Here is a 25362-nt window from a genome sequence, read left to right as displayed (position 1 = left end):
GTCTGCGGCGACAATGTAGTGGACATCACGCACTCGCGGGCCAGGTTGAAATCCCGCGAGTGCTTGATCACCGCCCCCGCGGCGAACTCCCCCAGGCGTTGTCCGGCAAGACCGTACCTGTCCACCAGGCCCTGCAGGGCCGCCACCAGCAGGTCCTGGTTACTGTCGTTGGCGTACACCGTGTTTGAGCGGGCGAACGGAATCCGGTTGCCACCGATGATCGCTACCCGGCGTACCGGCGCCGGATTGAAACTGTACTCAGTCATTACCGAGCTCCCCAGGTCAGTAGGCCGCGCATGTGGGGCTTGTCGCCCGCGTTGTTGCGCACTTCGAATTCATGGCGCGGGCCGTCGGGCACGCGACTCCAGAGGCTCACCGAGGCCGGCAGGAAGATCGGCAGCTTGAACTCGCAATCCAGCTGCGCCGCAGCCAGTGGATGCGGTGGTTGTTGTGCCGCCAGGGCCCGGCCCAGGGTCCACATGCCGTGGGCGATGGGCCGGCGGAAACCGAACAGCCGCGCCCCCAGCCAGGAGGTGTGGATCGGATTGAAGTCGCCGCTGACCTTGGCGAAACGCCGGCCCAGGTCCCCGGCCAGGCTCCAGCGTTGGGTACGTACCAGGGCCTGTTCGTCCACCTCCAGCGCGCCCGCCCAGGGTTCGCCCACAGGACCGGAGACGCCGCGGCGCAGGTACAGGCTATCGCCCTCCCAGACCAAGCCGCCGCCACTGAAGGCACGAGTGGCGATGGACAGGGCCTGGCCCTTGGGATGAGCCACCCAGCGCTCGGCAAAGACTTCCAGGCGCAGGGCCTGGCCCTCCTCCAGGCGCTGATGCTGGCGAATGCGGTTGGCCAGGTGGACCATGCCGCTGGCCGGATAGGGAAAGGTCCGGCTGGTGAGCAGCAATAGATGCAGGGGGAACGCCAGGGTATGAGGGAACGACAGCGGCACCCCATGCTCGCGGCGGAACCCGCAGGCCTGGGCATAACGGGCGACCTGCGTCGCCTGCAGCTCCACCGCCGGGCGCACCAGGCGCTCGGTGGGAAGCTGCGGTGCAGTCTCCAGCTTGGGCTTGCGCAAACCGCGCAGGCCGTCGTAGAGCAACTGGCCACGGGACGGTGGCGGCTCGATGATGCGAATCGCGGAATCGGCGCTCATGGCTCAGGCTCCCAGCAGGCTTTGCCCGCAAACGCGGACCACCTGCCCATTAATCCCGCCGGAGGCTGGATGGGCCAGCCAGGCGATGGTCTCGGCCACATCCACCGCCTGCCCGCCCTGGGACATGGAGTTCATCCGCCGTCCCGCCTCGCGGATCATCAACGGGATCTTCGCGGTCATCTGGGTTTCGATGAATCCCGGAGCCACGCCGTTGACCGTGATCTGCTGGCGAGCCGCCAACGGCGCCAGGGCCTGGACCAGGCCGATGACCCCGGCCTTGGATGTGGCGTAGTTGCTCTGGCCGAGGTTGCCGGCGATACCGGAAATCGACGACACGCAGACAATCCGCCCGCCTGGATTGAGCCCCTGCCCCTCCAGCAGCGCCTGGCTGAGCAGCAACGGCGCTTGCAGATTGACGGCCATGACCTTGCGCCAGGCGGCCTCGGTCATCTTCGCCAGGGTCTTGTCCAGGGTGATGCCGGCGTTGTGCACCACGATATCGAAGGCGCCCTGCTCGGCGACGAACGCCAGCAAGCGCTGGCCGGCATCGGCCGCGGTGATGTCCAGGGCCAGGGCGCTGCCGCCCAGGCTGTCGGCGGCCTGTTGCAGCTCGGCCTCACTCTGTGGGATGTCCAGGCACACCACCTGGGCGCCTTCGCGGGCCAGGACCTTGGCGATGGCCAGGCCAATACCGCGACAAGCCCCGGTAACCAGGGCCCGGCGCCCGTCCAGCGGACGCTGCCAATCCAACTGGCGAGGCACATCCACCGGTTCGCCGATACGCACCACCTGGCCCGAGACATAGGCCGAACGCCGGGACAGGAAGAAGCGCAGGCTGCTTTCCAGCTCGGCTTCGGCACCGGGCTCGACATACAGCAGCTGTACGGTGATGGCCCGACGCAGCTCCTTGCCCAGGGAGCGCACGAACCCTTCCAGGGCGCGCTGGGCCACGGCCTGCTCCAGTCCGGTGCAATGCTCCGGCGGGGTTCCCAGGATCAGCACTCGGCCATGGGCGGTCAGCCGCCGGACGTTGGCATGGAAGAAGCGGTACAGCTCGTCGAGCTGGGCCACATCGCCCAGCCCGGTGGCGTCGAATACCACGCCCTGGACCTTCACGGTCGAGGGTGCGTTGATGCTTGCGGCCTGCGCCGCCACGATGTCGGTGGCGGCGAAAATCCGTTGCAGCTCGCCCAGCAACCGCCCCTCGGGCGCCGCCGCGAGGATCACCGGGTTGATCAGGTTGCCGCCCTGCCCCTCGCGGTTGCGCTGCAGCGGCACCGGTTGTGGCAGGCCGGTGCGCTGGGCCAGCCAGCGGCCCCAACCGGAATTGACGAACGAAAGATAACCGTCAGACATATAAGGATCCCGAACAAAACCAGTAGAGGGTCAATAGGCCGAATCGCTGGCCGCCACCGCGTCTTCGCTGCTGGCGCTGCGTTTGCGCGACGCTGGCTTGGCGCCCTGCTCGAAGTGCGCCTGGCGCTGCTGCAAGGCCTCCAGCAAACCGAAGTCCTGCGGGAAGTCGTCCACCTGGATCGCGTGGTCGCCGTACTCCACGTAGCGGTCGAGCAATTCGTCCTCGTCCTGGCTGATCAACTGCAGCTCCAGGGCCTGTGCCCGCCAAGCGTCGAAAGCCGTGCGGGAAATCGGCAACGGCCCCAGGGTGCCCTGCTTGATCGCCGGCTTGAGTCGCGCCTCGATCAGCTCGACCTGCGGTTGCAGGCGGAACGCCAGTTCGCCGTAGGCCAGCTTGTCGATATCTGGTTGCGGAATATAGGAATCGGCCAGCAGGCGATCGCGGGTCGCGCCCGGGGTCTGTACCAGTTCGGCGACTTCCGCCAGCAGGCGGTCGCTGGGTTTGTGCTGGGGAATGCCGAACGGGAAGCTCAGGCCGCGAATGATCCGCGCCGCCGCCCTGGACGGGTAGTTTTCCAACACTTCGGCCAGGGCCTCATGAGCTCGCAGCAGCGCGTCCTGGACAGCCCAGTGCACCAGGGGCAGATCGGCCTGGGGCCGGCCATCGTCCTCGAAGCGCTTGAACACGCAGGACAGGATGTACAGCTGGGAGAGGATGTCGCCCAAGCGCCCGGTGATGCTTTCCTTGCGCTTGAGCGCGCCGCCCAGCACACCCATGGAGATGTCCGAGGCCAGAGCCAGCACCACCGACAGGCGCTCGACCTGGCGGTAGTAAGGCGCCAGGGCCTTGTCGGTGTTGCCCGGGGCCTTGATCAGGCGCCCGCCGGTAACCGCATGCACGGCAGCACGCACGGTGTTGGCGAAGACGAAGCTGATATGGCCGAACATGGCGCTGTCGAACGCTTCCAGGCCCTTGCGCCCGGTATCGCGGGCCGCCTCCATCTCGCGAAAGACGTAAGGATGGCAACGGATCAGCCCCTGGCCGTAGATGATCAGGCAGCGGGTCATGATGTTCGCGCCTTCCACGGTGATGGCGATCGGGCTCTGCTGGTAGGCGCGGGCCAGGAAGTTGTTGGGCCCCATGCAGATACCCTTGCCGGCGACGATATCCATACCGTCGTTGACGATGATCCGCGCGCGCTCGGTGACATGGTATTTGGCGATGGCCGAGATCACCGAGGGTTTCTCCCCGGCATCCAGGGACGCCACCGATACCCGGCGCACCGAATCACAGGCATACAGGTGCCCGGACATGCGCGCCAGGGGCGCCTGGACACCCTCGAACTTGCCGATGGGCAAGCCGAACTGCTTGCGCATCGCCGCATAGGCGGTGGTGCCGCGGACCGCAACCTTGCCCAGGCCGACGTTGGACGACGGCAGGGAAATCGCCCGCCCGGCGGCCAGGCACTCCATCAGCATGCGCCAGCCGTTGCCTACCTGGGCCGCGCCGCCAATCACCCACTCCAGGGGAATGAACACATCCTTGCCGGTGGTCGGGCCGTTCTGGAATACCGCGTTGAGCGGCCAATGCCGGCGCCCGGTGTTCACCCCCGGATGGGTGGTAGGAATCAGTGCGCAGGTGATGCCCAGGCTGCCCTTCTTGCCCAGCAGGCCGTCCGGGTCTTCGGCACGAAAGGCCAGGCCCAGCACGGTGGCGATCGGCCCCAGGGTGATGTAGCGCTTGTCCCAGGTGACACGAAAGCCCAGCACTTCCTGGCCTTCGAACTGGCCTTTGCAGACCACGCCGGTATCGGGGATGGCCCCTGCGTCGGAACCGGCATAGGGGCTGGTCAGGGCAAAGCATGGAATGTCTTCGCCGCGGGCCAGGCGCGGCAGGTAGTGCTGGCGCTGGGCCTCGGTGCCGTAGTGCAGCAGCAGCTCGGCCGGGCCAAGTGAGTTGGGCACCATGACCGAGATCGCCGCCGCCGAGCAGCGGGTGGAAAGCTTCATCACCACCTGGGAATGGGCATAGTGGGAGAAACCTTTGCCGCCGTACTGCTTGGGAATGATCATCCCCAGGAAGCCGGCCTCCTTGGTGTACTGCCAGGCCTTGGGCGACAGGTCCTGCCAGACCTGGGTGGTCTCCCAGTCGTTGGCCATGTCGCACAGGGTTTCCACTTCGTTGTCCATGAACGCCTGTTCCTCGGCGCTGAGGCTGGCCGGTGCAGCGCCCAGCAGGCGTTTCCAGTCGGGCTTGCCACTGAACAGCTCGGCATCCCACCACACGGTGCCGGACTCGATGGCTGCGCGTTCGGTATCGGACATGGCCGGCATGATCTTGCGAAACATCGCCAGGGCCTTGCTGGTGAGCAAGACACGGCGCAGGGGCTTGACCGTCATCAGGGCCGCCGGCAGCACCACCAGCAACACGCCCAGGACCAGGCCCAGGGTGCCCACCAGGCTCAGCAGATGACCAGCCGCCAGCCACACCAGGCCGGCGCCCAGCCACAGGGCCGCGCTCGCCTGTCGATACGCCAGGGCCAGCGCCGCGGCAACTCCCACCAATAACCAGACAATCATGGAATACCTCTCTTGTTCTAACGAGACAGCTCCTTGGAGCCCGGGCGTTATGCCGGCCCCTCGGAAACCACACTACAAAGGAACCAAGCGCGTTTCAAATTTTATTTTGAAATTTTTATTTAACGAATTTCAGCAAAGCAAAATGGCCGAACGAAGTCAGCCTGGGGTCGGAAAATGAATGAAAACGGGCCCTGGAGCGGCCCGTTCAGCCAACGGCAGCAGCGCAATCCCTTGGCGCTGCCGTTGTGTCTTGCGGGGTCAGCCCTTAGAAGTGATAGGTCGCGGACAGGCTGACCACCTCACCCTTGGCGTTGACCTTGCCGTCCAATCGCGAGGCACCGAGACGGTCCAAGTTCTGGGTCTTGATCTTGGCTTCCTTGACGAACTGCCGTGAATAGGCGCCATCGATGGTCAGGCCGGGAATGGCCTTGATGTCATAGCCAAAACCCAGTGACGTGAACCAGCGATCGTTGTCCGGAATCCGCGGATCGCGGGTCGAGTTACGGGTAGGCGTCTGGTCATAAGCCACACCGGCACGCAGAGTCAGCTGATCGGTGAACCGATAGTCGCCACCCAGCGAATACATCATGGTGTCTTGGTATTTGTAGGGAATGGCGATCAGGGTATTGCCGTCGGACTTAAGAGTCAGGTCCTTGAACGACGACCACTGAGTCCAGAGCATGCTGGCGCCCAGAGTCAATCGGTCATCGAATACATGCACCCAATCCAGGCCGACAGTTGCTGGGATATCCAACTGGGCGCTAGCGTCGGCCCCTCCAGGGTTGAGCTTCAAGCCTGGATAAGCCAACTCCACCAGGGTCTCCCCATTCGGACCGGCCGGCTGGGTCATGTACTGCATTCCCACGGCATCGGCATAGACGTTGTACTTACCCTCCATCTTGTTCTTGATCTTGGCGTGGTAGTTCAAACCCAAGGTATCGCGGTCCGTGGGTTTCCAGACGACGCCAGTGAACCAGCCGACCGAGGTGTTATCCACCTTGACGCGCATCAGGTTCGACCCGACTCCTGACGGCAAGGGAACTCCTCCGAGTCCTGGGGAAACTGCGGCTGCGCCGGTAAGGTTGAGGTTCTGGCTGACGAAGCCCTTGCTGTGCTGGACGATTACACCGGCACCCAGGGAGAAATCGTCGCGAACCTTGAAAGACAGCGAGCCGGTCACCCCCACGGTCTCGATCTTGGTGTCGACTGCGAAGTCACGAATCTTGGAATCATTCTGGTCCCAAGTGCTGCGCATACCCATGGGCACCACTTGGCTGAGACCGAAGGCGAACCGATCATTGATCGGCATCACCATAAAACCTGTTGGGAGCCAGGCAGTGAAGCCGCCCTGCCCACCGTTGCCCTCCAAGGGCACCGGAGCACCTGGTACGCCGTTGGCGTCAACCGGCATGATCGTAGCCGGATTTCCCTGGTAGTCGTAGGCATCGCCCTTGTATTTCATCTTGATGCGGGCATAGTCGACCGTCATCTGGGCCACGTTCTGATCGATAAACGCCATGGCCGCCGGGTTGTTGAACGCCGCACTAGGGTCATTCTTGAACAGCGAGCCACCACCAAAAGCCCGGCCCCATCCAGGAGCACCATAGGTGGGCGTGGAGAAGCCGCCTGCCTGCACGATGTCGATAGCGCCAAAACTCCCCAATATGGCCAGTGCTACTGCGGCCCGCAGCTGTTGTTTCTTATTATCCATGCCCCACTCCTTATTATTATCGATAGCAACCGACGCTGCAGGGCGGCCCTTGTCTGCAGATCACCGCCTCTTGCGAGGCGGTGTCCTTCAGCGGGTGATCAGCCCTTGGTTCCAGAGAATGCTTAAATCACTTTCGCTTTTGGCGATGGCTTGGCGTTCAGGACATCAACGGTGCAACCACCGGCCAGAGACTGAGGCGAGCTCAGGCTGATGGAGTTGGTAGCATTGCTCCAGGCCACGTTGATAGTGGTCGGACCGCAGTTGGTGGCTGGGAAGAACGAAATGCTGTAGCCCACGTTGGTCACAGTACCGGCGGTAGTAGAGGAGGCGCTCAGGAGCCATGGCAAGCCGGTGATCTTGGGCAGGTTGCACAGTGCATTGCTGCCACTGACAGTCGCCCCCGTGATGCTGGCCACGCCGTTGTTGATGGTGCCGCTGAAGTTGATATCGCAGGTTACAGCTGCACCAAACGACGAAGGCGAACGTACGGTGAGGCTGCCGCCCGGGGTGGTGAAGTTGCCGCTCGTAGCTCCGCTATCGAAAACGATGCTGGCAGCGTTCGCCATGGAGGCAGCGCCCAGGCAGGTGAAGAGAGCAGTAGCGGACACGAGAGTTTTGATGCCTTTCATTGTTGTTTTTCCTCACATGTATGGCGATTTATTCGCCGGGGGTTAATGGCCCTGAACGAGATGACGCGGAGAACAACGACCGAGCTTCCCTTTCCAGCCAAATCTTCAATTCGTTTTCTAGGTACACCGTCGACTCAGGGCGCGACCCGGAACGTGGGTGGCATCTGGATCGATACGGTCTTGATGGTGCAACCGCCGTCGAGGCTGACCTGGGTCGCCTCGAGCTTGCCGGTGCTGTTGTTCCAGCTACCTTCGGCGGTGCTCGGCCCGCACTCGCCCCCCACCAGGGGTGCGTGCACCGTGACTCGGATACCTGACATGGCGCCGCTGGTTTCATCCTTGGCGACCAGCTTCCAGGGCAAGTGCGTGGCCTCGACCTGGCCACACTTGAGCCCGCCGCTGAAATCCACTTGCTCGACACTGGCATAGCTACCGTCGGCGCTGACCTTGCCGCTGACCTGGATGGTGCAGTCGGCGTTGATGATGCTCTTGGCGAAACTGATTGGGCCCTTGGCGGTGAACGGCGTATTGGCTGGCTCAATGCGCGCGGCCTCGGCCGCGTTCATCAGCGACACACCCACCAGGACAACGAACAGCCGGGCTGCGAATAGCGGTGAGATGGACATCGGTGACTTCCTTACAGTTGCTTATTGTTGTTGTCGGTCAACGTGTTTAAGGACTTCTGTCTTGCTTTGCTCACTGCTCAAGGGGCCGAATCAAAGGCGAACACAACCTATTCACGAGCACTTGAGGCGGTGAGCAGTAAAGCTAAAGAGCGATATCTCAATCGGTTGCGTTGAAGCCGTAACGCTTGAGAATCTCGGCGCGCTTGGCCGGGTGGATGTTGGCCAGTCGCACGTCACCCGAGTAATGGGCCAGTACCCGGTGATCCATCAGCCGACGCCAGAGGAACGGCACGTAGGCCCAGACGATCATGGTGGCGTAGCCGTAGGGCAGTTGGGGGGACTCGTCGAAGTGGCGCAGGGCCTGGTACGCACGGGTCGGGTTGGCATGGTGGTCCGAGTGCCGCTGCAGTTGGAACAGGAAGATATTGGTGACGATCCGGTTGCTGTTCCAGGAGTGACGTGGCGAGCAGCGCTCGTAGCGACCGTTGGCCTGTTTCTGGCGCAGCAGGCCGTAGTGCTCCACGTAGTTCACCACCTCCAGCAGGGAGAAACCGTAGATGCCCTGGATCACCAGAAAGGGAATCACCGCGACACCGAGCCAGGCGATCAACACGCCCCACAGCACCGCGCTGTAAGCCCAGGAACTGAGTACGGTGTTTTTCCAGTGCAAGGTCGGCAGGCCCTGCTTGCGCAGCCGCTCACTCTCCAGGTGCCAGGCCGAGCGCAGGCTGAACCATACGGTGCGCGGCAGGAAGCTCCAGAACGATTCACCCAGGCGTGAGCTGGCGGGATCTTCCGGCGTTGCTACGCGAACGTGGTGCCCGCGGTTGTGTTCGACGAAGAAGTGTCCATAGAAGGTCGAAGCCAGCGCCAGCTTGGCCAGGAACTTGGCCATCGGCAGGTTCTTGTGCCCCAGCTCATGGGCGATGTTGATGGCGATGCCGGTGGCCGCGCCAGTGGACATGGCCATGCCTATATAGGTGAACCAGGTCACGCTGCCGTGCAGCTGCGAACGCTCGGTGACGAATGCCGCGAAGTTCGCCAGGCCGCCCTGCAGGTGCAGTTGCTCACTCAACTGGACCAGGCCGCCGGCCATGACCCAGTCCACCCCGTGGACCGCCATCCAGGCGGTGACGACCAGGGACAGCACCGAGAGCACGGCGCAGCTGTAGACGATGAAACGGTAGTAGGGTTGTTTTTCCAGGTCCGGAACGGCGGACTCAGGCGGGTTGCTGGTGTCTTCGCCGATCAGCCCGTCGATCAGGGGAATCAGGCCGAAAATCACCAGTACACCAATCCACCAGGAGAGCTGGACGCCGGTGAGGAGCGCGAACACTCCGGACAACAAGGGGGTGATCATGGGCAAGGTGCCCAGCCACCACAGGTGACGCTTGCCATCGGTCCAGACTTGAGGTGCCGCCACTGAAATATTCATGGCAGCCTCCGCAGGATGGCAGTCGACAAGGATGCTATAAAGGAAAGCGCATCAGCGCTGTCCGAAGCGTGAATGAATGAAGATGAAGCGTGAAATGGCGGTATTTTCATTATTTTAACCACTCAATTGCACTTTCAAAAAAAACATTCAAAACATTTTTTTAAAATAAATAGCGCGGTTTCGATAGCTCGTCAACTATTTTTTCAGTCTGTTTTGAATGTCGCCCGTAAAGCAGTTACAGCTGCTGCCAGAGTCGTCGCCAGGTACCGAAAGCACCTCCGCATCACGCCCCTAGCCTGCCCGTGAAGCCGCGAACGGCGGATGCAGCACCGTGGCGCTGCGTTGTGGCGCGGCCTGGGAAGCTACGTGATGGACCATCGCCACCACGTGCTCCACGGCGCTGATGGGCAGCATGTGCCCACGCCCCTGAACGATTTCCAGCATCAATCCCGGCACCTTGCCGACCATGGCTTCACCATGCCGGCGATAGCTGAGCACCGGGTCCCTGGAGCCGTAGATCAAGCCCACCGGCAGCTTCAGGCTCGGGTAATGCTTGACCATGTCGGGCAAATCCCGATTGACCACGGCGATCTCGCTGGAAGCGTTGTAGAAATTGTTCGAGCGCATGCCCAGCAGGCCGCCGCCGCGCACATCGAAATCCTCGGGCACCGAGTCCGGCGCGAATACCGCCTTGACCAGCTTGTGCCGACCGAGCATGGCCATGGGGGCCGCCAGCGTCAGCGACATCCAGCGGCGCAGCAGCGCCGGGCGCACCCCCAGGGACAGGAACACCAGGGGCAGCATGCGTTGGGGGTGGGTCAGCGGCGCGACCAGGACCAGTCCGGACACCGACTGCGGATGGTTCAACGCCAGGGACAAGGCGATGGCACCGCCCAGTGAGTGCCCGAGCACCAGGGGCTGGTTCAAATCCAGGGCGCGAATGAACTTGGCGACCAGGCTGGCTTGGGCCGGCAGGTCCGCCGGCGCCCCGCGACTACGGGTGGAATAACCGGAACCTGGCCGATCCAGGGTGATCACCCGGTAGCGGTCACGCAGCTGCGGCGCCAGGGAATGAGTCAGGTTGCGTCCACAGCCGGACAGGCCGTGGATCATCAGCAAGGCGGGCCCCCTGCCCTCATCGGTGTAGTGCAGGCGCTCGCCACCGACTTCGAGGAAACGCCCATTGATCGGCACTTGGCTTTCGATCCGGCGGTCGATGCGAAAACTCACCACCCAGAGCATCACGCTGACTACCAGGAATATCGCCGCCGCTATCAGCCATTCCATGACTCGCCCCCTCGAGCTGCCCCGCACCATGACCGGATCGGAATGATCCGGCTGGCTTGCCAACCCGGCCTGGTGCCGCCTGTGGCGCTTCGTTCCGCTTGCGGAAGAGCCCCGTAAATCCACAGGCGACGAGCGCAGGTGACATTTGCAGGTGATTTATTTAAATTAATTTTTAAAACATTATTTTAAATTGTGCAATCCTGAGTTTTCATCCACGGACGAAAGTCACCCCAAGCGTCAATACAATCGAGGTACACACAATGAATGCGTACTCGCCACCCGACGGCCCCGAGGTCGTCGATATCGCCATCATCGGCGCCGGCTTCGCCGGACTGTGCATGGCGATCAAGCTCAAGCAAGCCGCAATCACGGATTTCTTCGTCGCCGAACAGGCATCCTCCCTGGGGGGCACCTGGCGCGACAACCACTACCCCGGCTGCGCCTGTGACGTGCAATCCCATGTCTATTCCTTCTCCTTCGCCCCCAATCCGAACTGGACCCGGCAATTCGCCCCGCAGCCGGAAATCCACGAATACCTGGAGAACTGCGCCCGGGATTTCGCCCTGGCGCCCTACCTGCGCTTCAACATGGCCCTTGAGCAGGCAGTCTTCGATGAGGATCGCGAGCGTTGGCAACTGCGCTTCAGCGATGGCCGCCGGGTCAGCGCACGGGTCCTGGTGTCCGGCATGGGCGGCCTGTCGCGACCGGCGATCCCGGACATCCCTGGGCTGGAGGACTTCACCGGCAAGCGCTTCCACTCCCAGCAGTGGGACCATCGCTATTCTCTGCAAGGCAAGCGGGTGGCCGTGATCGGCACCGGGGCCAGCGCGATCCAGTTCGTACCCAAGATCGCCCCGCGGGTGGCCCAGCTCAAGCTGTTCCAGCGCACCCCGCCGTGGATCATGCCCAAGCCCGACCGCAAGCTCGGCGCCCTGGAGCGCTGGGCCTTCAAGCACCTGCCCTTCACCCAGCGCCTGGCGCGTTCAGCGCTGTACTGGGCCCTGGAAAGCCGGGTAATCGCCTTCGCCCGACGGCCCAGACTGATGAAGGTGGTGCAACGCGTAGCCCTGCGCCACTTGCGCAAGCAAGTACCCGACCCATTGCTGCGCCAGCGCCTGACTCCCGACTACACCATCGGCTGCAAGCGCATCCTGATTTCCAACGACTACTACCCGGCGCTGTCCCGGGGCAACGTCGGCGTGGTCAGCGATGCCATCCAGCGAATCGAGGCCGATGCCGTGGTCACCGCCGACGGCAATCGCCATCCGGTGGACTGCATCATCTTCGGCACCGGCTTCCAGGCCACCGACCCGCTGCCCCATGGCCTGCTCTTCGGCCGTCGTGGCCAGGACCTGATGGACTACTGGTCCCGCGGGGCCCATGCCTACCTGGGCACCTGCCTGCCGGGCTTCCCCAACCTGTTCATGATCATCGGCCCCAACACCGGGCTGGGGCATAACTCGATGATCCTGATGATCGAGGCCCAGGTGGACTACATCCTCAAGGCCCTGGAGCGGATGCGCCAGGAAGGCATCGCCACCCTTGAGGTCAAGGCCGACGTCGAGCGCCAGTACAACCAGCGCCTGCAGCAACGCCTGGCCGGGGCGATCTGGTCCACCGGCGGTTGCCGCAGCTGGTACCTGGACCCGCGCAGCGGGCAGAACACCACGCTCTGGCCCGGCTCCACCTTGAGCTTTCGCAAGGCCGTGCAGCACTTTGAGCTGCAGGACTACCTGGCCAGCCGCCTGCCGGCTGCCGCTGTCGCCAGCGCGCCGGTCGTCGCGCGCCCACTGAACCTGCAAGAGGCCGCCCCCCATGAAGAACTTTAACGGTAAAGTCGCCGCCATCACCGGCGCCGCCTCAGGCATGGGCCGCGCCCTGGCCATAGCCCTGGCCCGGGAAGGCTGCCACCTGGCCCTGGCCGACAAGAACCCCCAGGGCCTGGCCCAGACCGTGGCCCAGGCCCGCGCCGCCACCTTGTTGCCGTTGCGCATCAGCAGCCAGGAACTGGACGTCGGCGACCGTGACGCGATGTTCGCCTGGGCTGCCGCCAGCGCCGCCGAGCATGGCCAGATCAACCTGATCTTCAACAACGCCGGCGTGGCCCTGTCGAGCACCGTCGAAGGCTCGAGCCTGGCGGACCTGGAGTGGATCGTCGACGTCAACTTCTGGGGCGTGGTGCACGGCACCCAGGCCTTCCTGCCCTACCTCAAGCAGGCGGGCGAAGGTCACATCATCAACACCTCCAGCGTGTTCGGGTTGTTCTCGCAACCGGGCATGAGCGGCTACAACGCCACCAAGTTCGCCGTGCGCGGCTTTACCGAGTCCCTGCGCCAGGAACTGGACCTGCAAGGCAACGGGGTCTCGGCCACCTGCGTGCATCCAGGCGGCATCCGTACCGAGATCGCACGCACCAGCCGCATCAGCGACAACGTCAAGGGGTTCTTGATCGACAACGAACAACAGGCCCGCGACGACTTCGAGAAACTGTTCATCACCTCGGCAGAAACCGCGGCCAAGGTGATCCTGCTGGGCGTGCGCAAGAACAAGCGCCGGGTGCTGATCGGCCGCGATGCGCATTTTCTCGACCTGTTCATCCGCTTGCTGCCCAGCGCCTACCAGGCCCTGGTGGTGTGGGCCAGCCGGCGCATGGCGCCCAAGCCTGGCAAACAGCACGCACCAGTCTACGAACCCCAGGACGAGCGCGGCCTCTAGGCCGCCCTTGCCATGTCTAGAGGAGCGACAGCCATGCTGCCCATCCGCCGCGACATCAAGGTCGAACTGCCTGCCCAGCGCATCTGCGACTGGCATGAACAAGGCAGCCACGTGACCCATTTCTTCAATGCCCTGTCCCTGCTGTTTCCTTCCGGCGAGCTGTTCTTCATGGACAGCGTGCGCCACTACCGCGAGCGCATCCACGACCCCGAACTCAAGCGCCAGATCCAGGGTTTCATCGGCCAGGAGGCCATGCACAGCCGCGAACACCAGCACTACAACGACCTGCTGCAGGACGCCGGCTTGCCGGCCCGCCTGCTGGACCGAAGGTTGCGGATGATCCTCGACTTCCAGAAGAAGCACTTCGCACCGGCGTTCAACCTGGCCCTGACCATCGCCCTGGAGCACTACACGGCGATCCTCGCCGACCTGCTGCTGCGCGACCCCAGCCGTTTCGGCGCTTCGGTCGAAGGCTACCGGCAGATGTGGCAATGGCACGCCCTGGAGGAAACCGAGCACAAGGCGGTGGCCTATGACGTGTGGAACACCGTGCTCAAGCCAGGGCCCAAGCGCTACCTGATCCGTACCGGCACCATGCTGTTCACCACCCTGACCTTCTGGCTGGTGGTGTTCGATTTCCACGTGCGCATGTTGATCGCCGATCGCAAGCGCGGCGGCCACTGGCGCGGAATGTGGCAGGTGATCAAGTACCTGTACGGCCCCAAGGGGGTGTTCCCACGGATCGCTCTGCCCTGGCTGCAGTACTTCAAGCCGGGCTTTCACCCCTGGGACCATGACAACCGCCACCAGCTGCAACGTATCGATGGCCTGGTGCAGGACATCCAGCAGACTCGCGCCGCAGCGACCAAGTGACGTGGGCCAACCACCCTCGATCGACAATCCGCCGGCAGCGCCCATGGCTGCCGGCACTCATCCGGCCAGCCGCTGACCGGGCTTGAAGGCATGCCGATGGGCACTCCAGACCAGCACCAGCCCCACCACGGCCAGCGCCGCCATCGCCCAGGGGAACGACCCCGTACCATGGCGTTGCAGCAGCAGGCCGCCCACCACACCGCCGCCGGCGATCCCCAGGTTGAAGATGGTCACCAGCATCGACTGGGCGACCTCGGCGCCCTCCCCGGCAGCATCCGCCACCGCCGTCTGCAGCAAGGTCGGCGCGCCCCCGAAGCTCAAGCCCCAGGCGACGATGGCCGGCCACACCAACCACGGCTGTTCGGCACCGATCCCCAGGAGCAATGACGCCAGGGCGAAGCCGGCCAGGCTGCACAGGGTCAGCCCACGCAACCAGCGGTCCACCAGCAGCCCGGTGCCCCAGATGCCCAGCAGCGAGGCCAGGCCGAACAGCAGCAAAGCCCGGTCCAGGGCGCCGGCCAGCCCCAGGGATTCGAGGAATGGGGCGATGTAGGTGTAGAGAATGTTGTGGGCCAGGATCCAGGCGAAGATCACCAGCAGCGCCTGGACAATCCCCGGGGCCAGGAAAATCTCCAGCACCGGTTGGCGTCGTTCGGCCTGCTGGCCGGGATGATCGGGCACCGCCAGGCGTACCCAGATCCACAGTCCCAGGGCCAACAGCGACAAGCCCCAGAACACCAGTTGCCAGTCCATCCAGCTGCCCAGCCAGGTGCCCAGGGGCACGCCCAGGCACAGGGCCAGCGGCTGGCCCACCCCGACCACTGCCAGGGCCCGCCCCTGCAACGCCGGGACCACCAGGCGCCGAGCGTAGCCGGCCAACAAACCCCAGATCAGCCCTGCGGCCATGCCGGCGGCGAACCGCACGGCCAGGGTCAAGCCGTAATGAGTCGAAAGCGCCGTGAGGCTGTTGCACAACAGCAAGCCGCCGATGGCCAGCAGTAGCAATGGTCGGCGCCGCCAGCTGCGGGTCGCGGCGATCAACGGAATGGCCGCCACCACCGAGCCCAGGGCATAGACGCTGATCAACTGCCCGGCCATGGCCGGGTCGATGGCCAGGCCAGTGCTGATCTGGGGCAGCAGCCCGGCAGGCAGGGTCTCGGTAACGATGGCGATGAAGCCGGCCAGGGTCAGGGCCAGCAGGCGCCAGACCGGCAGCCGGCTGGCAACGGCCGGTACAGGTGGGTGGATAGTCATCCGCAAGGTACTCACGCAAGAAGAGAACAAAGCGCCGCCAGGCACGGTCGGACCGCGCCTGTACACGCCCAGGATCGATTGGAGCAGCAGGCTCAGGCCAGGTAGGAGGCGGCCATGTCCTTGTCGCCGTGGCCCAGGTCCAGTGCACGCTGGAAACGCTGGATGCCGGCTTCGGCCAGGTCCACCCTGACCCCAGCCTGCTGCGCCGCGGCCACCATCAATTGGGCGTCCTTCAGGGCGTTGGCCAGGGTGAAGCTCGGGCGGTAGTCGTCATTGAGCATGGCGGCGGTCTTGGCCTGGAAATAACCGCTGTCCAGCGGACCACCCGTCACCAGCTCCACCACCAGCGCCGGATCCACCCCCAGCCCCTTGGCCAGGGCCAGGCTTTCCGCCGCACCGTGGGTCAGGGCCAGGACCCAGCTGTTGAGGGCCAACTTCAAGCGGCTGGCGCCGCCGGGCTGCTCACTGGCCCACAGCACCCGCTTGGCAATGGCATCGAACAGTGGCTGCAACTCGGCCCGGTGCGCCTCGGGCCCGGCCCCCAGCACCAGCAGTTGTCCCTGCTCCGCCGGTTGCCGGGTACCCAGTACCGGAGCGTCGTAGAACACCAGCTCCCGGGCCCGGGCAAACGCCTCCAGCTCGGCGCAGGCCTGGACGCCCACCGTGGCCATCTGCAGCCACAGCGTGCCCGGTTGCAAGGCACTGGCGGCCTGCTCCATGGCTGCCAGCACCGCTGGCCCGTCCTTGTGCAGGGTGATGATCACCTCGGCCCCGCCTACGGCTTCGCTCGCCTGCGTGCAAAACCGGACCCCATCGGCTGCCAGTGCCTGGGCCTTGTGCGGCGTGCGGTTCCAGGCCCGCACGGCGAACCCCTGGCGTTGCAGGTTGCGCGCCACCGCGGCGCCCATGATGCCGATACCCAGTACAGCCACGGAACGCAATTGCTTGGTCATCTTCGATTTCTCCGGTTTCAGCAAATTAATGGAATGATCATTCCAATACAGGGTAAAAAAACCGGCCATTCCACCGGATGGCCGATCGGCAATCAGTCTTGCCCATGGTTCGCAGCCTGGGGAACTAGGCCAGGCTGGCCAAGGCTACCTCCACCACATCCAGCAGCCGCCGACGGCGCTCCTGCGGCAAACTGCCCTTGCCCAGCACCCGCAGGCCCTGGACGGTGCATACCACGAAGCTGGCCAGGGCCCGGGGATCCTTGTGCGCGGCGACCTGCCCCTGCTCCTGGCCGCGGCGCAACAGCCGCTCCAGGGCGGCCTCGATACGCTGGAAGTTCTGCGCCACCAGTTGCGCTACCAGCGGATCCTGCCCGGCGACCTCGAGCGCGGCATTGGCCGCCAGGCAGCCCAGGCGCTGGTCGTCTTGCAGTTCGTTGTCGACGATCTTCATCAACAGGCGCCGGACCAGCTCCGGGGCCGGGGCGTCTTCGGCCAGCAGCTCGACGTTGGCCGTGGTCAATTGCTGGTAGCGCTTGAGCGCGCAGGTGTACAGGCCGTGCTTGCTGTCGAAGGCGTTGTACAGGCTGCTGCGACTCAGGCCAGTGCCCTCCACCAGGTCCTGGATCGAGGTGGCGGCATACCCGCGCTGCCAGAACACCTGCATGGCCGCATCGGCGATCTGGTCTGGGTCGAACTCCTTGGGACGCACGGCAAGTACCTTTTCTGGAATGAACGTTCCACAATTTAGAGGTACAAGCGCTGTTCGTCAACCGCCCCGGAGAAGGCTCCAGGGCGGCGAGCTGGTTTCAAGCGTGGACCCAGCGCCGATGCAGGTCCCGGGCCAGGGCATCGAGGACAAAACCGAGGACGCCGATCAGCAGCACCATGGCCATCAGTTCCGAGTAGGCCAGGCGATCGCGGGTATCGAGGATGAAATACCCCAGGCCGGCACTGACCCCGAGCATCTCGCACGGCACCAGCACGATCCACAGGATGCCGATGGCCAGGCGCACGCCGGTCAGTACATGCCCCAGCACCCCCGGCAGGATCACCTTGCGCAGGGTTTCCCAGCGCGTGGCACTCAGGCTGCGGCTCAGTTGCAGCCAGCGCGGGTCCAGTTGCCGCACCCCGGCTGCGGTGTTGAGCAGGATCGGCCACAGGGCGGCGAAGGCGAGCAGGAAATAGATCGGCTGGTCGCCCACGCCCATCAGCATCACCACCACCGGCATCCAGGACAGCGGCGAGATCATCCGCAGGAACTGGAACGCCGGGGTGGTGGCCGCCTCCAGATGCCGATAGCTGCCCACCAGCAAGCCCAGGGGCACGCCGATCAACAGGGCCAGCAGCAGCCCCACCAGGATCCGCTTGAGGCTCACCCAGGCATGTTCGTACACCTGGGGTTGCCCAAGCAGCTCGAACAGGCTGGCGAACGTCGCCTCGGGAGAGAAGCGTGCCGCCAGTCCATCGTCACCCGCCAGGTGCACGCCCAGCCACCAGCCCAGCAACAGGCTCGCCAACCCGGCCAGCCCCAGGCCCCAATGCCCCAGGGAGGAAGGTCGCTTGTCCATCAAGGGGCGAACTCCTCACTGCGTTCGAAGCTATCGGCCAGGCCGAAAGCCTTGAGCCCGCCGACGCTGGCGATGGCGTTGCGCACGAAGCGATCGTCGACCAGGTCCCGGGCGGTGTGCTGGGGGTCGAGAGCGGCAAGGAAAGCCTTGTCGCCTTCGATCAAGGTGTCCTTCAGGCGCTTGACCAGTTCCTCGGTGTAGCTGGGGAACGGATACGGCTGGAAGTCGATGCGCTGCTCGTCCCATTGCCCGTTGCGGATCGCTCCACTGGCCAGGTAAGCCTCGCGGTCCGTGGCGGCTGGCGCCAACACCCGGTCCAGCACCTGGGGCGCGTGGGGGGTGTAGCGGTTGCTGCCGTCCTTGGACAGCAACCGGGCGGCTTCGGCGCGGTGCTCGCGGGTCCAGAGCTGGGCCTTGACGATGGCGTTGACCACCTTCTGCGACCACTCGGGACGGTTGTTCAAGTCCTGCTCGTGCATGAACACCACGCAGCAGGCATGGTTACGCCAGACATCACCGGTGAAGCGTTGTACCCGGCCGACCTTGAGTTCCTCGGCCAGGGCATTGAAGGGCTCGGCGACGATGTAGCCGGCAATGCGCCTGCTGGCCAGGGCCGGCGGCATGTCCGACGGCGGCAGCACTACCAGGTTGACCTCGTTGGCACCCAGGGCGCTGCCTGCGGCCTTGCTCACCGGCACCAGGCCGTTGTCGCGCAGCAGCTGCTGCAGCACCACGTTGTGGATCGAGTACCAGAACGGAATCGCCAGGGACTGTCCCGCCAACTGCCGGACCTCGGTGATGCCGGGAGCCACGGTCAGGCCGGAACCGCCGACATGGTTCCAGGCCACCACCTTGGCCGGCACCTTGCTGCCGTAGCGGGCCCAGACGGTCATCGGCGACAGCAGGTGGATGACGTTGACCTGTCCGGAGATGAAGGCCTCGATCACTTGGGCCCAACTGCGTAACAGCACCGGACGCTCGGCCTTGATTCCCTCGGCCTCGAACAGACCGTTGTTGTGGGCGACCAACAATGGCGTGGCATCGGTGATCGGCAGGTAGCCGATGCGTACCGGCGCATCCGGCTCCAGGGCCGCGCGAGCCTGCAGGCTATTGAGCAGCGGCAAGGCGCCACCGGCGGTCAGTAGCGCGCTGAGTTTGAGGAAGTCACGACGCGTGTGGGTGAAGTCGTCCAGGCACATGGTCAATCTCCGACGGTGCAGGCAAAGGGGAAGTGAGGGGGTTGCGGCTCGCCCGCCGAAGGGTCTTGAGAATCTCGATGCGCAAGGCGCCCAGTTCCTCGATCCGTTCGGTGCGCGGAGCCGGCAGGTCGATGCGCCACTGGCCGAGGATGTGCGCCGGGCTGTTACCCAGTAGCAGCACCCGGTCGGACAGCAGCAGGGCCTCGTCGATATCGTGGGTGATCAGCAGCGCCGCAGTGCGGTGCTGGCCGATCACCTGGAGCAGCAGTTGCTGCATGTCGGCCCGGGTCACCTCGTCCAGGGCGCCGAAGGGCTCGTCCAGCAACAGCACCTGGGGTTGGCGGGCCAGGCAGCGGGCCAGCGCGGTACGCTGGGCCATGCCGCCCGACAACTGCGCCGGGTAGCGCTGGCGCGCATGTTCCAGGCCGACATCGGCGATGGCCTGGTCGATGCGCTCCTTGCGCTGGCGGGCACTCAGGTGCGGCTGGCGAGCGAAGTCCAGGCCAAAGGCGACGTTGTGTTCAAGGTTCAGCCAGGGCAGCAGGCTCGGGTCCTGGAAAGCCACCGCAACCCGTGGATGGGGGCCTTCCAGCACCTCGCCGGCCAGGCTCACCTGGCCCTTGTGCGGTGCCTGCAAACCGGCCAGGACCCGCAGCAGGCTGGATTTGCCGACGCCGCTGGGCCCCAGTACCGAGACCAGTTCCCCGGCTTGCAACTGCAGGTCGAAGTCTTGCAGTACCGAGTGCCAGCCATCTGGCCCGTGGTATCCCAGGCTCACCTGCCGGGCGTTCAACAGGCCGCTCATGCAGCGTTCCGCGCCTGGCGTTGCAGCTCGGCGCGCAGTTGCACCAGGCTCGGGGTGACGATGGGCACGAACGCCGACTCACGCCAGCGCCGGGCGAAACCACTGCCGTGCTCGCACAGGTAGGCCTTGCCGCCACTGGCCTGCAGTTCCAGTTGCACGGCACTGGCAGTGGCCTCGGCCAAGGCGATGCGCACCCGGAACAGCGCCGCTGGCTGGCTGAGGAAGCGTCCATCGAGCAGGCCGGCCTTGAGCTCCGTGACGCTCTGCTCCAGCGCCTGGCGCTGCTGCTGCAGAGGCTCCTGGAGTATCGAGCGCTCCCCCAGGTGGCTCTCGACTTCGGCCAGGGCCCGGCGCGCCAGGCCAATGGACAAGGCGCATTGCAAGCCGAGGAACCCAGGGCGCACCGCCGGCAGGAACACCCGGGCGTCGTCGTGCAGCAGCCAGTCGCGAGTGAGCTGCACCTGTTCCAGGTCCAGGGCCGCGGTGTTGCTCGATTGCAGGCCCATCAGTTGCAGGTCGTCGGAACGCTGCAGGCCCGGCAAGGCATCGGGGATCGCCAGGATCAAGGGCGCACCGCCCTCCTCGCGTTCCACCGCCGCGGCCACCACGAACCCGCTCCTGCGCAGGTTGGTGACCCAGTGCAGGCGCCCGTTCAGGCTCCAGCCGTATTCCTGGTCCCGGGCGCGGACCTGCAGGGCCTCGATTCCGGAGAGGAACTTCATGGCGTTGGACAGCCCGGTGGCACCGGCCAGCTCGCCACTGAGCAGCGCTGGCAACAGGCGCTCGCGCAGGGCCTGGTTGGGGCTGTGCAGCAAGTACTCGATGAAGGCCCGCTGGCCCCAGCAGACGAACGCTGCCGCCAGGGAATGACTGGCCACTTCGGCCATGGCCTCCAGGGTATCGGTCAGGTCGCCGCCGCTTCCCCCCAGGTCCTGGTCGATGCCGATCCGTAGCACGCCACCGGCCGCCAGCTGGGCGAGCACCGACTGCGGGTCGCATTGCCCCAGGTCCAGTGCCTGGGCCTGGGCATCCAGCCATTGACTCAATTGCGTATCGAGCATGTGATTTCTCCTTGAAAAAGGCGCCGCCAACCTGCCGGCGCCCTGGCTCATTGACCTTGCGCGGACCAGCGATACTTGGCCAGCTCGGGGTTCAGTTCAGTACCGGCGAACACGTTGGCGAAGTTGCACAGGGTCGCCAGGCTGATGCCCAGGATCACCTCCAGGGCATTGCCTTCGCTGTATCCTGCGGCCTTGAATTCGGCATAACGCTGGTCGCTGACCTTGCCCCGGGTGGCGATGACTTCCCGGGCGAAGGCCGCCAGGGCCTCCAGCCGGGCCTCGGGCAAGGTGCTCTGCTCACGCAGGGCGCTGACCACCGGATCGGCGAGTTTGGCCTTGTTCAGGGCCACGGCGGTATGACCTGCGACACAAAAATCGCAACCATGGGTGGTCGCGGCAATCAATTGCACCACTTCACGCTCGGCCAGGCTCAGTTCGGACTTGGCGTTGAGTCCCGAGACCGTGACATAGGTTTCCAGGGCAGCCGGGGCATTGGCCAGGATGCCCAGCAGGTTGGGAATGTAGCCTGAGTTCTTCTGGGCGTTTTCCAGGAATGGCCGGGCCGCTTCTGGAGCGCTGGACAAGGTGTGTAGAGTGACGCGGGACATGGAGTGGACTCCTGCTGTGTAGGTGTGCGTCAAGTCTGTTGGTTATAAGAATTCCGATCCATATTCTAAAGTAGCGATTACTTGCTCCTGAGTATTTCCCTTAGATGATTTCGTCGAACCCAATGGTTGATTGGTTATTAGAAGGCCTGGAGCTGGACGCCAGCCTGTTCCACGTCGGACGCTACTGCGGCGGCTGGCATGCCAGTACCCAGGGCCTGGCCCGGGCCAGTTTCCACCTGATCGTGCAGGGGCACTGCTGGCTGCATATCGACGGGCTGTCCCAGGCAGAGCGCCTGGAAGCTGGTGATGCGGTGTTCCTGTTGCAGGACCTGGACTACCGGTTGTCCAGCTCGCAGCAGGCCTCCCAAGCGCAGCAATTGCCACGCATGCCCATGGCCGCCCTGGACCTGGGGGCCCAGGATGGGGTCGGGCTGGTGTGCGGTTTCTTCCACTTCAAGTCCGGGCTGTCGTCGCTGATCATCGAAGGCTTGCCCGGCTGGATCGTGCTGCGCGCCGGCGATCCATCGCTCGCCGCGGCCCGGGCCCTGTTCCAGCTGATTCTCGAGGAATGCCGGCGCGACCCCGCACCATCCGCCGCCCTGCTGGAGCGCCTGAGCCACTTGCTGTTCCTGTATGTGCTGCGCCAGCAAGTCAATGATCGCCAGGACCTGGGTGGCCTGGTGGCGCTGGCCCGGCACCCGGCCTTCGCGTCGTTGCTCGAGCAGTTGATCCAGCATCCCGGCCAGCCCTGGCCCCTGGAAAGCATGGCGGCCCTCACCGGCCTCTCGCGCTCGGCGTTCTTCAAGCGCTTCAACGAGCTGGCCGGGCAGTCACCGGGACAGGTACTGCTGGCCTTGCGCATGCGCCATGCCTGCCAGTTGCTCAAGGCCAACCAGACCGTTGAACAAGCCGGCGCCGCCGTCGGTTACCAGTCCATCGCCGCCTTCACCCGAGCCTTCACCAAGGCCGTGGGCCTGCAACCGGGGGCCTATCGCAAGCAGCATGAGGGACGCTGAGCCTCAGGAGCGGCTCGGGCACCCCAGCGACCGTGGCTGGCGCAAGGCCAGGGCGCAACAGCAAGCCGCGACCAGGGTGATGGCGGCCATTACCTGCAGCAACTGGGCGAAAGCCTGGCTATAGAGCTGCCACAGCAAAGGCTGCGACAGCGCATCGGCCAACGTCGGCAGCACGGCCCCATCGCCCATGGCCAAGGCAGTGGCCGCAGCCGCCACGGCACTTGGGCCATATCCCGGCAAGCCGCTGGCCAACCCACCAGCGAGCAGGTCCTTGAGCAAGGCCAGGCCGGCCGCCACGCAGATCGCTTCTGCGCAGGCGCGCATGGTGGTGAAGATGCCCGTAGCCATTCCGGCCCGCTCCACCGGCACCACACTGACCGACAGATCATCCATCAGCCCCCAGGGCAGGCCGGTGCCGATGCCGATCACCAGCATCGGCCAGAGCAGCGCCATGGCCGGCTGTCCCACCGGCACTTGGCTCAACCAGAGCAGGCCGCCGGCAGCGATCACCAGCCCCAGGCACGACAGGCTGGCCGCGCTGCACCAGCGAACCAGCAGGCCCGCCACGAACGGCACCACCGCCATCGGCGCCGACAAGGCGATCATCATCGCCCCGGCACGCCAGGGGCCCAGGCCTTCGATGCCGATCAGGCGCAATGGCAGGAGAATCAGCAGGACGATGAAGCAGACAGCGGTCGCCACCGGCAACAGCTGGATCCCGATGAACCTTCGGTAACCGAACAGGCTCAGGTCCAGCATTGGCCGCCGGTGCCGCAACTCGATGTGGATGAACAACCCCAGGCTCAGCGCCGCGCCCACCAGCAGGCCCAGGACCCGCAGGCTACCGAGGCCATCCTGGGGGATCTGCATGATGGCGAACGTGAGCAATACCAGGAAAGCGCTGAAGGTGAGGATGCCTGGCTTGTCCAGTGCCTGGGCCCCGGGGTCGCGGCTCTCTTGCATACGCGGTGCGCCGAAGATCAGCACCGCGCCCCCTATCACCGCACCCAGCAGGAAGATCGATTGCCAGCCCGCTAGCTGTACCAGGGCCCCGGCGATCACCGGCCCGGAGGCCAGGCCCAGGCCGAAGGCGCTGCCCAGCAGGCTGAAGGCCCGGGTCCGGGCCCGACCTTCGAACGCCTGGGCCAGGGCCGCAGCGCCGGCGGCCATGGCCAGGGCCGCCGCGAATCCTTGCAAGCCCCGCAACAGATCCAGCAGCCAGACCTCGCGGCAGAAGCCGATCAGCAGCGACAGCGCGGTGAAACCGGCCATGCCCAGGACGAAGATGCGCTTGCGCCCGTAGCGATCGGCCAGGGTTCCGGCCAGCATCACCGAACTGCCGAAGCTCAGGGCGAAGGCGTTGATCACCCAGGCCAGGGCCACCGGGCCGCCGCCCAGGGCATGCTCGATGGCGGGCAAGGCCATGGCCGGGCCGGTGTACTCCAGGGGCAGGATCAGGCCAGCGGCGCAGACGGCGAACAAGATCCAGTAACGATCGGTAGCAGTGGAAGAAGACATGGGGGCCGGGCTCGAAATCCAGTGAGCCTGTGATGCTATTGCTGCGCCTTGCGCATTGACATGACTGCGATATCAAAATCAAATTGCGTCATGCGCAAGAATCCAGACAACACCGCATGGCGGGTATTTTTCCGGGTAGTGGAGCGCGGCAGCCTGACCCTGGCCGCCGAGGACCTGGCCCTGGAGCCCTCCTCGGTCAGCCGTCAGCTCACCGCCCTGGAGCACCGGCTCAATACCCAGTTGCTCAATCGCAGCACCCGCAAGGTCAGCCTGACGCCGGCCGGCACCCGGGCCTATGAACAGATGCGCCCGCTGCTGGAGGAGATGGACGCCTTGCTGGCCAGCCTCGACCAGGGCACTCCCGAGCTCTCTGGACGCCTGCGGGTCAGCGCCCCGGTGGCCCTGGGCGAACGTCATGTCAGCATCTGGCTCGCCGGTTTCCAGCGCCAGCATCCGGCCGTGGTCCTGGACCTGGTGCTGTCCGACCGGGCGCTGGACCTGATGGCCGAAGGTATCGATGTCGCGCTGCGGGTGGGCCACCTGCGGGCCTCGTCCCTGGTGGCCCGGCCCCTGGGGCAGTTGTCCCATGGTCTGTACGCCAGCCCTGACTATCTGCGAGTCCATGGCGCCCCACTCCAGCCAGCGGATCTGGGCGAACATCGGGCGCTGGTCTACTCCTGGATGACCGAGCAGAACCCGAGCCAGCTGCTGCTCAGCCAAGCCGGCGAGGTGGCGAAAGTCGAGCTCAAGGCCAGCTTCTTGCTCAACAGCCTCGGCGCCATCCACAGCGCCCTGCTGGCCGGTGCCGGACTGCACGCCGGGCCGGACTGGCTGCTGGCGCCGTCGGCACGCCGTGGAGAATTGGTGAAGCTCCTGCCCGACTGGCAGCTACCCGCCCTGCCGGTACACCTGGTGCGCCTGCACAGCCGTTTCGTGCCCCAGCGCATCAGCGCCCTGTGCGATTGGCTGGAGCAATGCTGGCAGCAGTTGGAAGACTTGCGCTGAGCGTCAG

At 65.0% G+C, this 25362-nt stretch carries 23 protein-coding genes; 5 read left to right on the top strand and 18 right to left on the bottom strand.

All coding sequences use genetic code 11. The features are described from left to right. The 9 genes from AC3WK8_RS16305 to AC3WK8_RS16265 form a co-directional block, all read right to left on the bottom strand. Positions 1-266: thiolase family protein (locus AC3WK8_RS16305; RefSeq protein ID WP_492574073.1), on the bottom strand; the 266-nt coding region annotated here is incomplete at its 3' end. Then, positions 266-1156 (bottom strand): MaoC family dehydratase, encoded by an 891-nt coding sequence (locus AC3WK8_RS16300; RefSeq protein WP_085597769.1) that lies wholly within the window; start codon positions 1154-1156, stop codon positions 266-268. The genes AC3WK8_RS16305 and AC3WK8_RS16300, both read right to left, overlap by 1 nt. A gap of 3 nt (positions 1157-1159) precedes the next feature. After that, positions 1160-2512 (bottom strand): 3-oxoacyl-ACP reductase, encoded by a 1353-nt coding sequence (locus AC3WK8_RS16295; protein WP_103325135.1) that lies wholly within the window; start codon positions 2510-2512, stop codon positions 1160-1162. A gap of 30 nt (positions 2513-2542) precedes the next feature. Then, a complete protein-coding gene (locus AC3WK8_RS16290) occupies positions 2543-5092 on the bottom strand; it encodes an acyl-CoA dehydrogenase (RefSeq protein ID WP_103325134.1) in 2550 nt (849 codons plus the stop codon). Positions 5093-5357: 265 nt separating this feature from the next. Beyond that, on the bottom strand, positions 5358-6803 hold the full coding sequence (locus AC3WK8_RS16285) for an outer membrane protein transport protein (RefSeq protein WP_103325133.1): 1446 nt from the start codon (positions 6801-6803) through the stop codon (positions 5358-5360). 122 nt (positions 6804-6925) lie between these two features. Then, positions 6926-7432: an alkane oxidation protein activator PraB gene (praB, locus tag AC3WK8_RS16280; RefSeq protein ID WP_103325132.1), complete on the bottom strand. Its 507-nt coding sequence runs from the start codon at positions 7430-7432 to the stop codon at positions 6926-6928. A 134-nt stretch (positions 7433-7566) separates the two neighbouring features. Beyond that, positions 7567-8058, bottom strand: coding sequence for an alkane oxidation protein activator PraA (gene praA / locus AC3WK8_RS16275; protein WP_085597774.1), 492 nt, complete (start codon positions 8056-8058; stop codon positions 7567-7569). Between the two features lie 157 nt (positions 8059-8215). Then, on the bottom strand, positions 8216-9493 hold the full coding sequence (locus AC3WK8_RS16270; protein WP_085597775.1) for an alkane 1-monooxygenase: 1278 nt from the start codon (positions 9491-9493) through the stop codon (positions 8216-8218). 291 nt (positions 9494-9784) lie between these two features. Then, positions 9785-10780, bottom strand: coding sequence for an alpha/beta fold hydrolase (locus AC3WK8_RS16265; RefSeq protein WP_103325131.1), 996 nt, complete (start codon positions 10778-10780; stop codon positions 9785-9787). A gap of 260 nt (positions 10781-11040) precedes the next feature. Here AC3WK8_RS16265 and AC3WK8_RS16260 point away from each other — a divergent pair, with 260 nt between their 5' ends. The 3 genes from AC3WK8_RS16260 to AC3WK8_RS16250 are packed head-to-tail and all read left to right on the top strand — an operon-like array spanning position 11041 to position 14368. Then, the gene (locus AC3WK8_RS16260) at positions 11041-12609 is read left to right on the top strand and encodes a flavin-containing monooxygenase (RefSeq protein WP_103325130.1); all 1569 of its coding nucleotides are present in this window, start codon (positions 11041-11043) and stop codon (positions 12607-12609) included. Beyond that, positions 12596-13495: an SDR family NAD(P)-dependent oxidoreductase gene (locus tag AC3WK8_RS16255; protein ID WP_022644322.1), complete on the top strand. Its 900-nt coding sequence runs from the start codon at positions 12596-12598 to the stop codon at positions 13493-13495. Before AC3WK8_RS16260 ends, AC3WK8_RS16255 begins: the two co-directional genes overlap by 14 nt. A 33-nt stretch (positions 13496-13528) precedes the next feature. After that, the gene (locus AC3WK8_RS16250; protein ID WP_103325129.1) at positions 13529-14368 is read left to right on the top strand and encodes a metal-dependent hydrolase; all 840 of its coding nucleotides are present in this window, start codon (positions 13529-13531) and stop codon (positions 14366-14368) included. 57 nt (positions 14369-14425) lie between these two features. Here AC3WK8_RS16250 and AC3WK8_RS16245 read toward each other — a convergent pair whose 3' ends face one another. The 8 genes from AC3WK8_RS16245 to AC3WK8_RS16210 all read right to left on the bottom strand — a co-directional run bounded on the left by AC3WK8_RS16245 (position 14426) and on the right by AC3WK8_RS16210 (position 21816). Then, a complete protein-coding gene (locus tag AC3WK8_RS16245; protein ID WP_103325128.1) occupies positions 14426-15622 on the bottom strand; it encodes an MFS transporter in 1197 nt (398 codons plus the stop codon). A 92-nt stretch (positions 15623-15714) separates the two neighbouring features. Further along, a complete protein-coding gene (locus tag AC3WK8_RS16240; RefSeq protein ID WP_053129507.1) occupies positions 15715-16575 on the bottom strand; it encodes an NAD(P)-dependent oxidoreductase in 861 nt (286 codons plus the stop codon). Positions 16576-16699: 124 nt separating this feature from the next. Beyond that, positions 16700-17284, bottom strand: coding sequence for a TetR/AcrR family transcriptional regulator (locus AC3WK8_RS16235; RefSeq protein ID WP_085597781.1), 585 nt, complete (start codon positions 17282-17284; stop codon positions 16700-16702). A 97-nt stretch (positions 17285-17381) separates the two neighbouring features. After that, positions 17382-18143: an ABC transporter permease gene (locus AC3WK8_RS16230; protein ID WP_085597782.1), complete on the bottom strand. Its 762-nt coding sequence runs from the start codon at positions 18141-18143 to the stop codon at positions 17382-17384. After that, complete coding sequence (locus AC3WK8_RS16225) at positions 18143-19342, bottom strand: ABC transporter substrate-binding protein (RefSeq protein ID WP_103325127.1); 1200 nt, start codon at positions 19340-19342, stop codon at positions 18143-18145. The genes AC3WK8_RS16230 and AC3WK8_RS16225 overlap by 1 nt, the downstream gene beginning before the upstream one ends. Further along, a complete protein-coding gene (locus tag AC3WK8_RS16220) occupies positions 19308-20147 on the bottom strand; it encodes an ABC transporter ATP-binding protein (protein ID WP_103325126.1) in 840 nt (279 codons plus the stop codon). Before AC3WK8_RS16220 ends, AC3WK8_RS16225 begins: the two co-directional genes overlap by 35 nt. Then, positions 20144-21208 carry an acyl-CoA dehydrogenase family protein gene (locus AC3WK8_RS16215; protein ID WP_103325125.1) on the bottom strand — a complete coding sequence of 355 codons (1065 nt, stop codon included), beginning with the start codon at positions 21206-21208 and terminating at the stop codon, positions 20144-20146. Before AC3WK8_RS16215 ends, AC3WK8_RS16220 begins: the two co-directional genes overlap by 4 nt. Before the next feature lie 47 nt (positions 21209-21255). After that, complete coding sequence (locus AC3WK8_RS16210; RefSeq protein ID WP_022644311.1) at positions 21256-21816, bottom strand: carboxymuconolactone decarboxylase family protein; 561 nt, start codon at positions 21814-21816, stop codon at positions 21256-21258. Between the two features lie 104 nt (positions 21817-21920). Here AC3WK8_RS16210 and AC3WK8_RS16205 point away from each other — a divergent pair, with 104 nt between their 5' ends. Further along, complete coding sequence (locus tag AC3WK8_RS16205; protein ID WP_103325124.1) at positions 21921-22832, top strand: AraC family transcriptional regulator; 912 nt, start codon at positions 21921-21923, stop codon at positions 22830-22832. A gap of 3 nt (positions 22833-22835) precedes the next feature. On the opposite strand, the gene AC3WK8_RS16200 is transcribed toward AC3WK8_RS16205, so the two are convergent. Then, complete coding sequence (locus tag AC3WK8_RS16200; protein ID WP_103325123.1) at positions 22836-24350, bottom strand: MFS transporter; 1515 nt, start codon at positions 24348-24350, stop codon at positions 22836-22838. A 90-nt stretch (positions 24351-24440) separates the two neighbouring features. Between AC3WK8_RS16200 and AC3WK8_RS16195 the strand changes: the two genes are divergently transcribed. Further along, positions 24441-25355: a LysR family transcriptional regulator gene (locus AC3WK8_RS16195; RefSeq protein WP_103325122.1), complete on the top strand. Its 915-nt coding sequence runs from the start codon at positions 24441-24443 to the stop codon at positions 25353-25355. Positions 25356-25362 lie beyond the last annotated feature (7 nt).

Source organism: Pseudomonas sp. FW507-12TSA (assembly GCF_058781435.1).
Note: the sequence above shows the minus strand (reverse complement) of the source record. Positions and strands in the feature narration are given on the sequence as shown.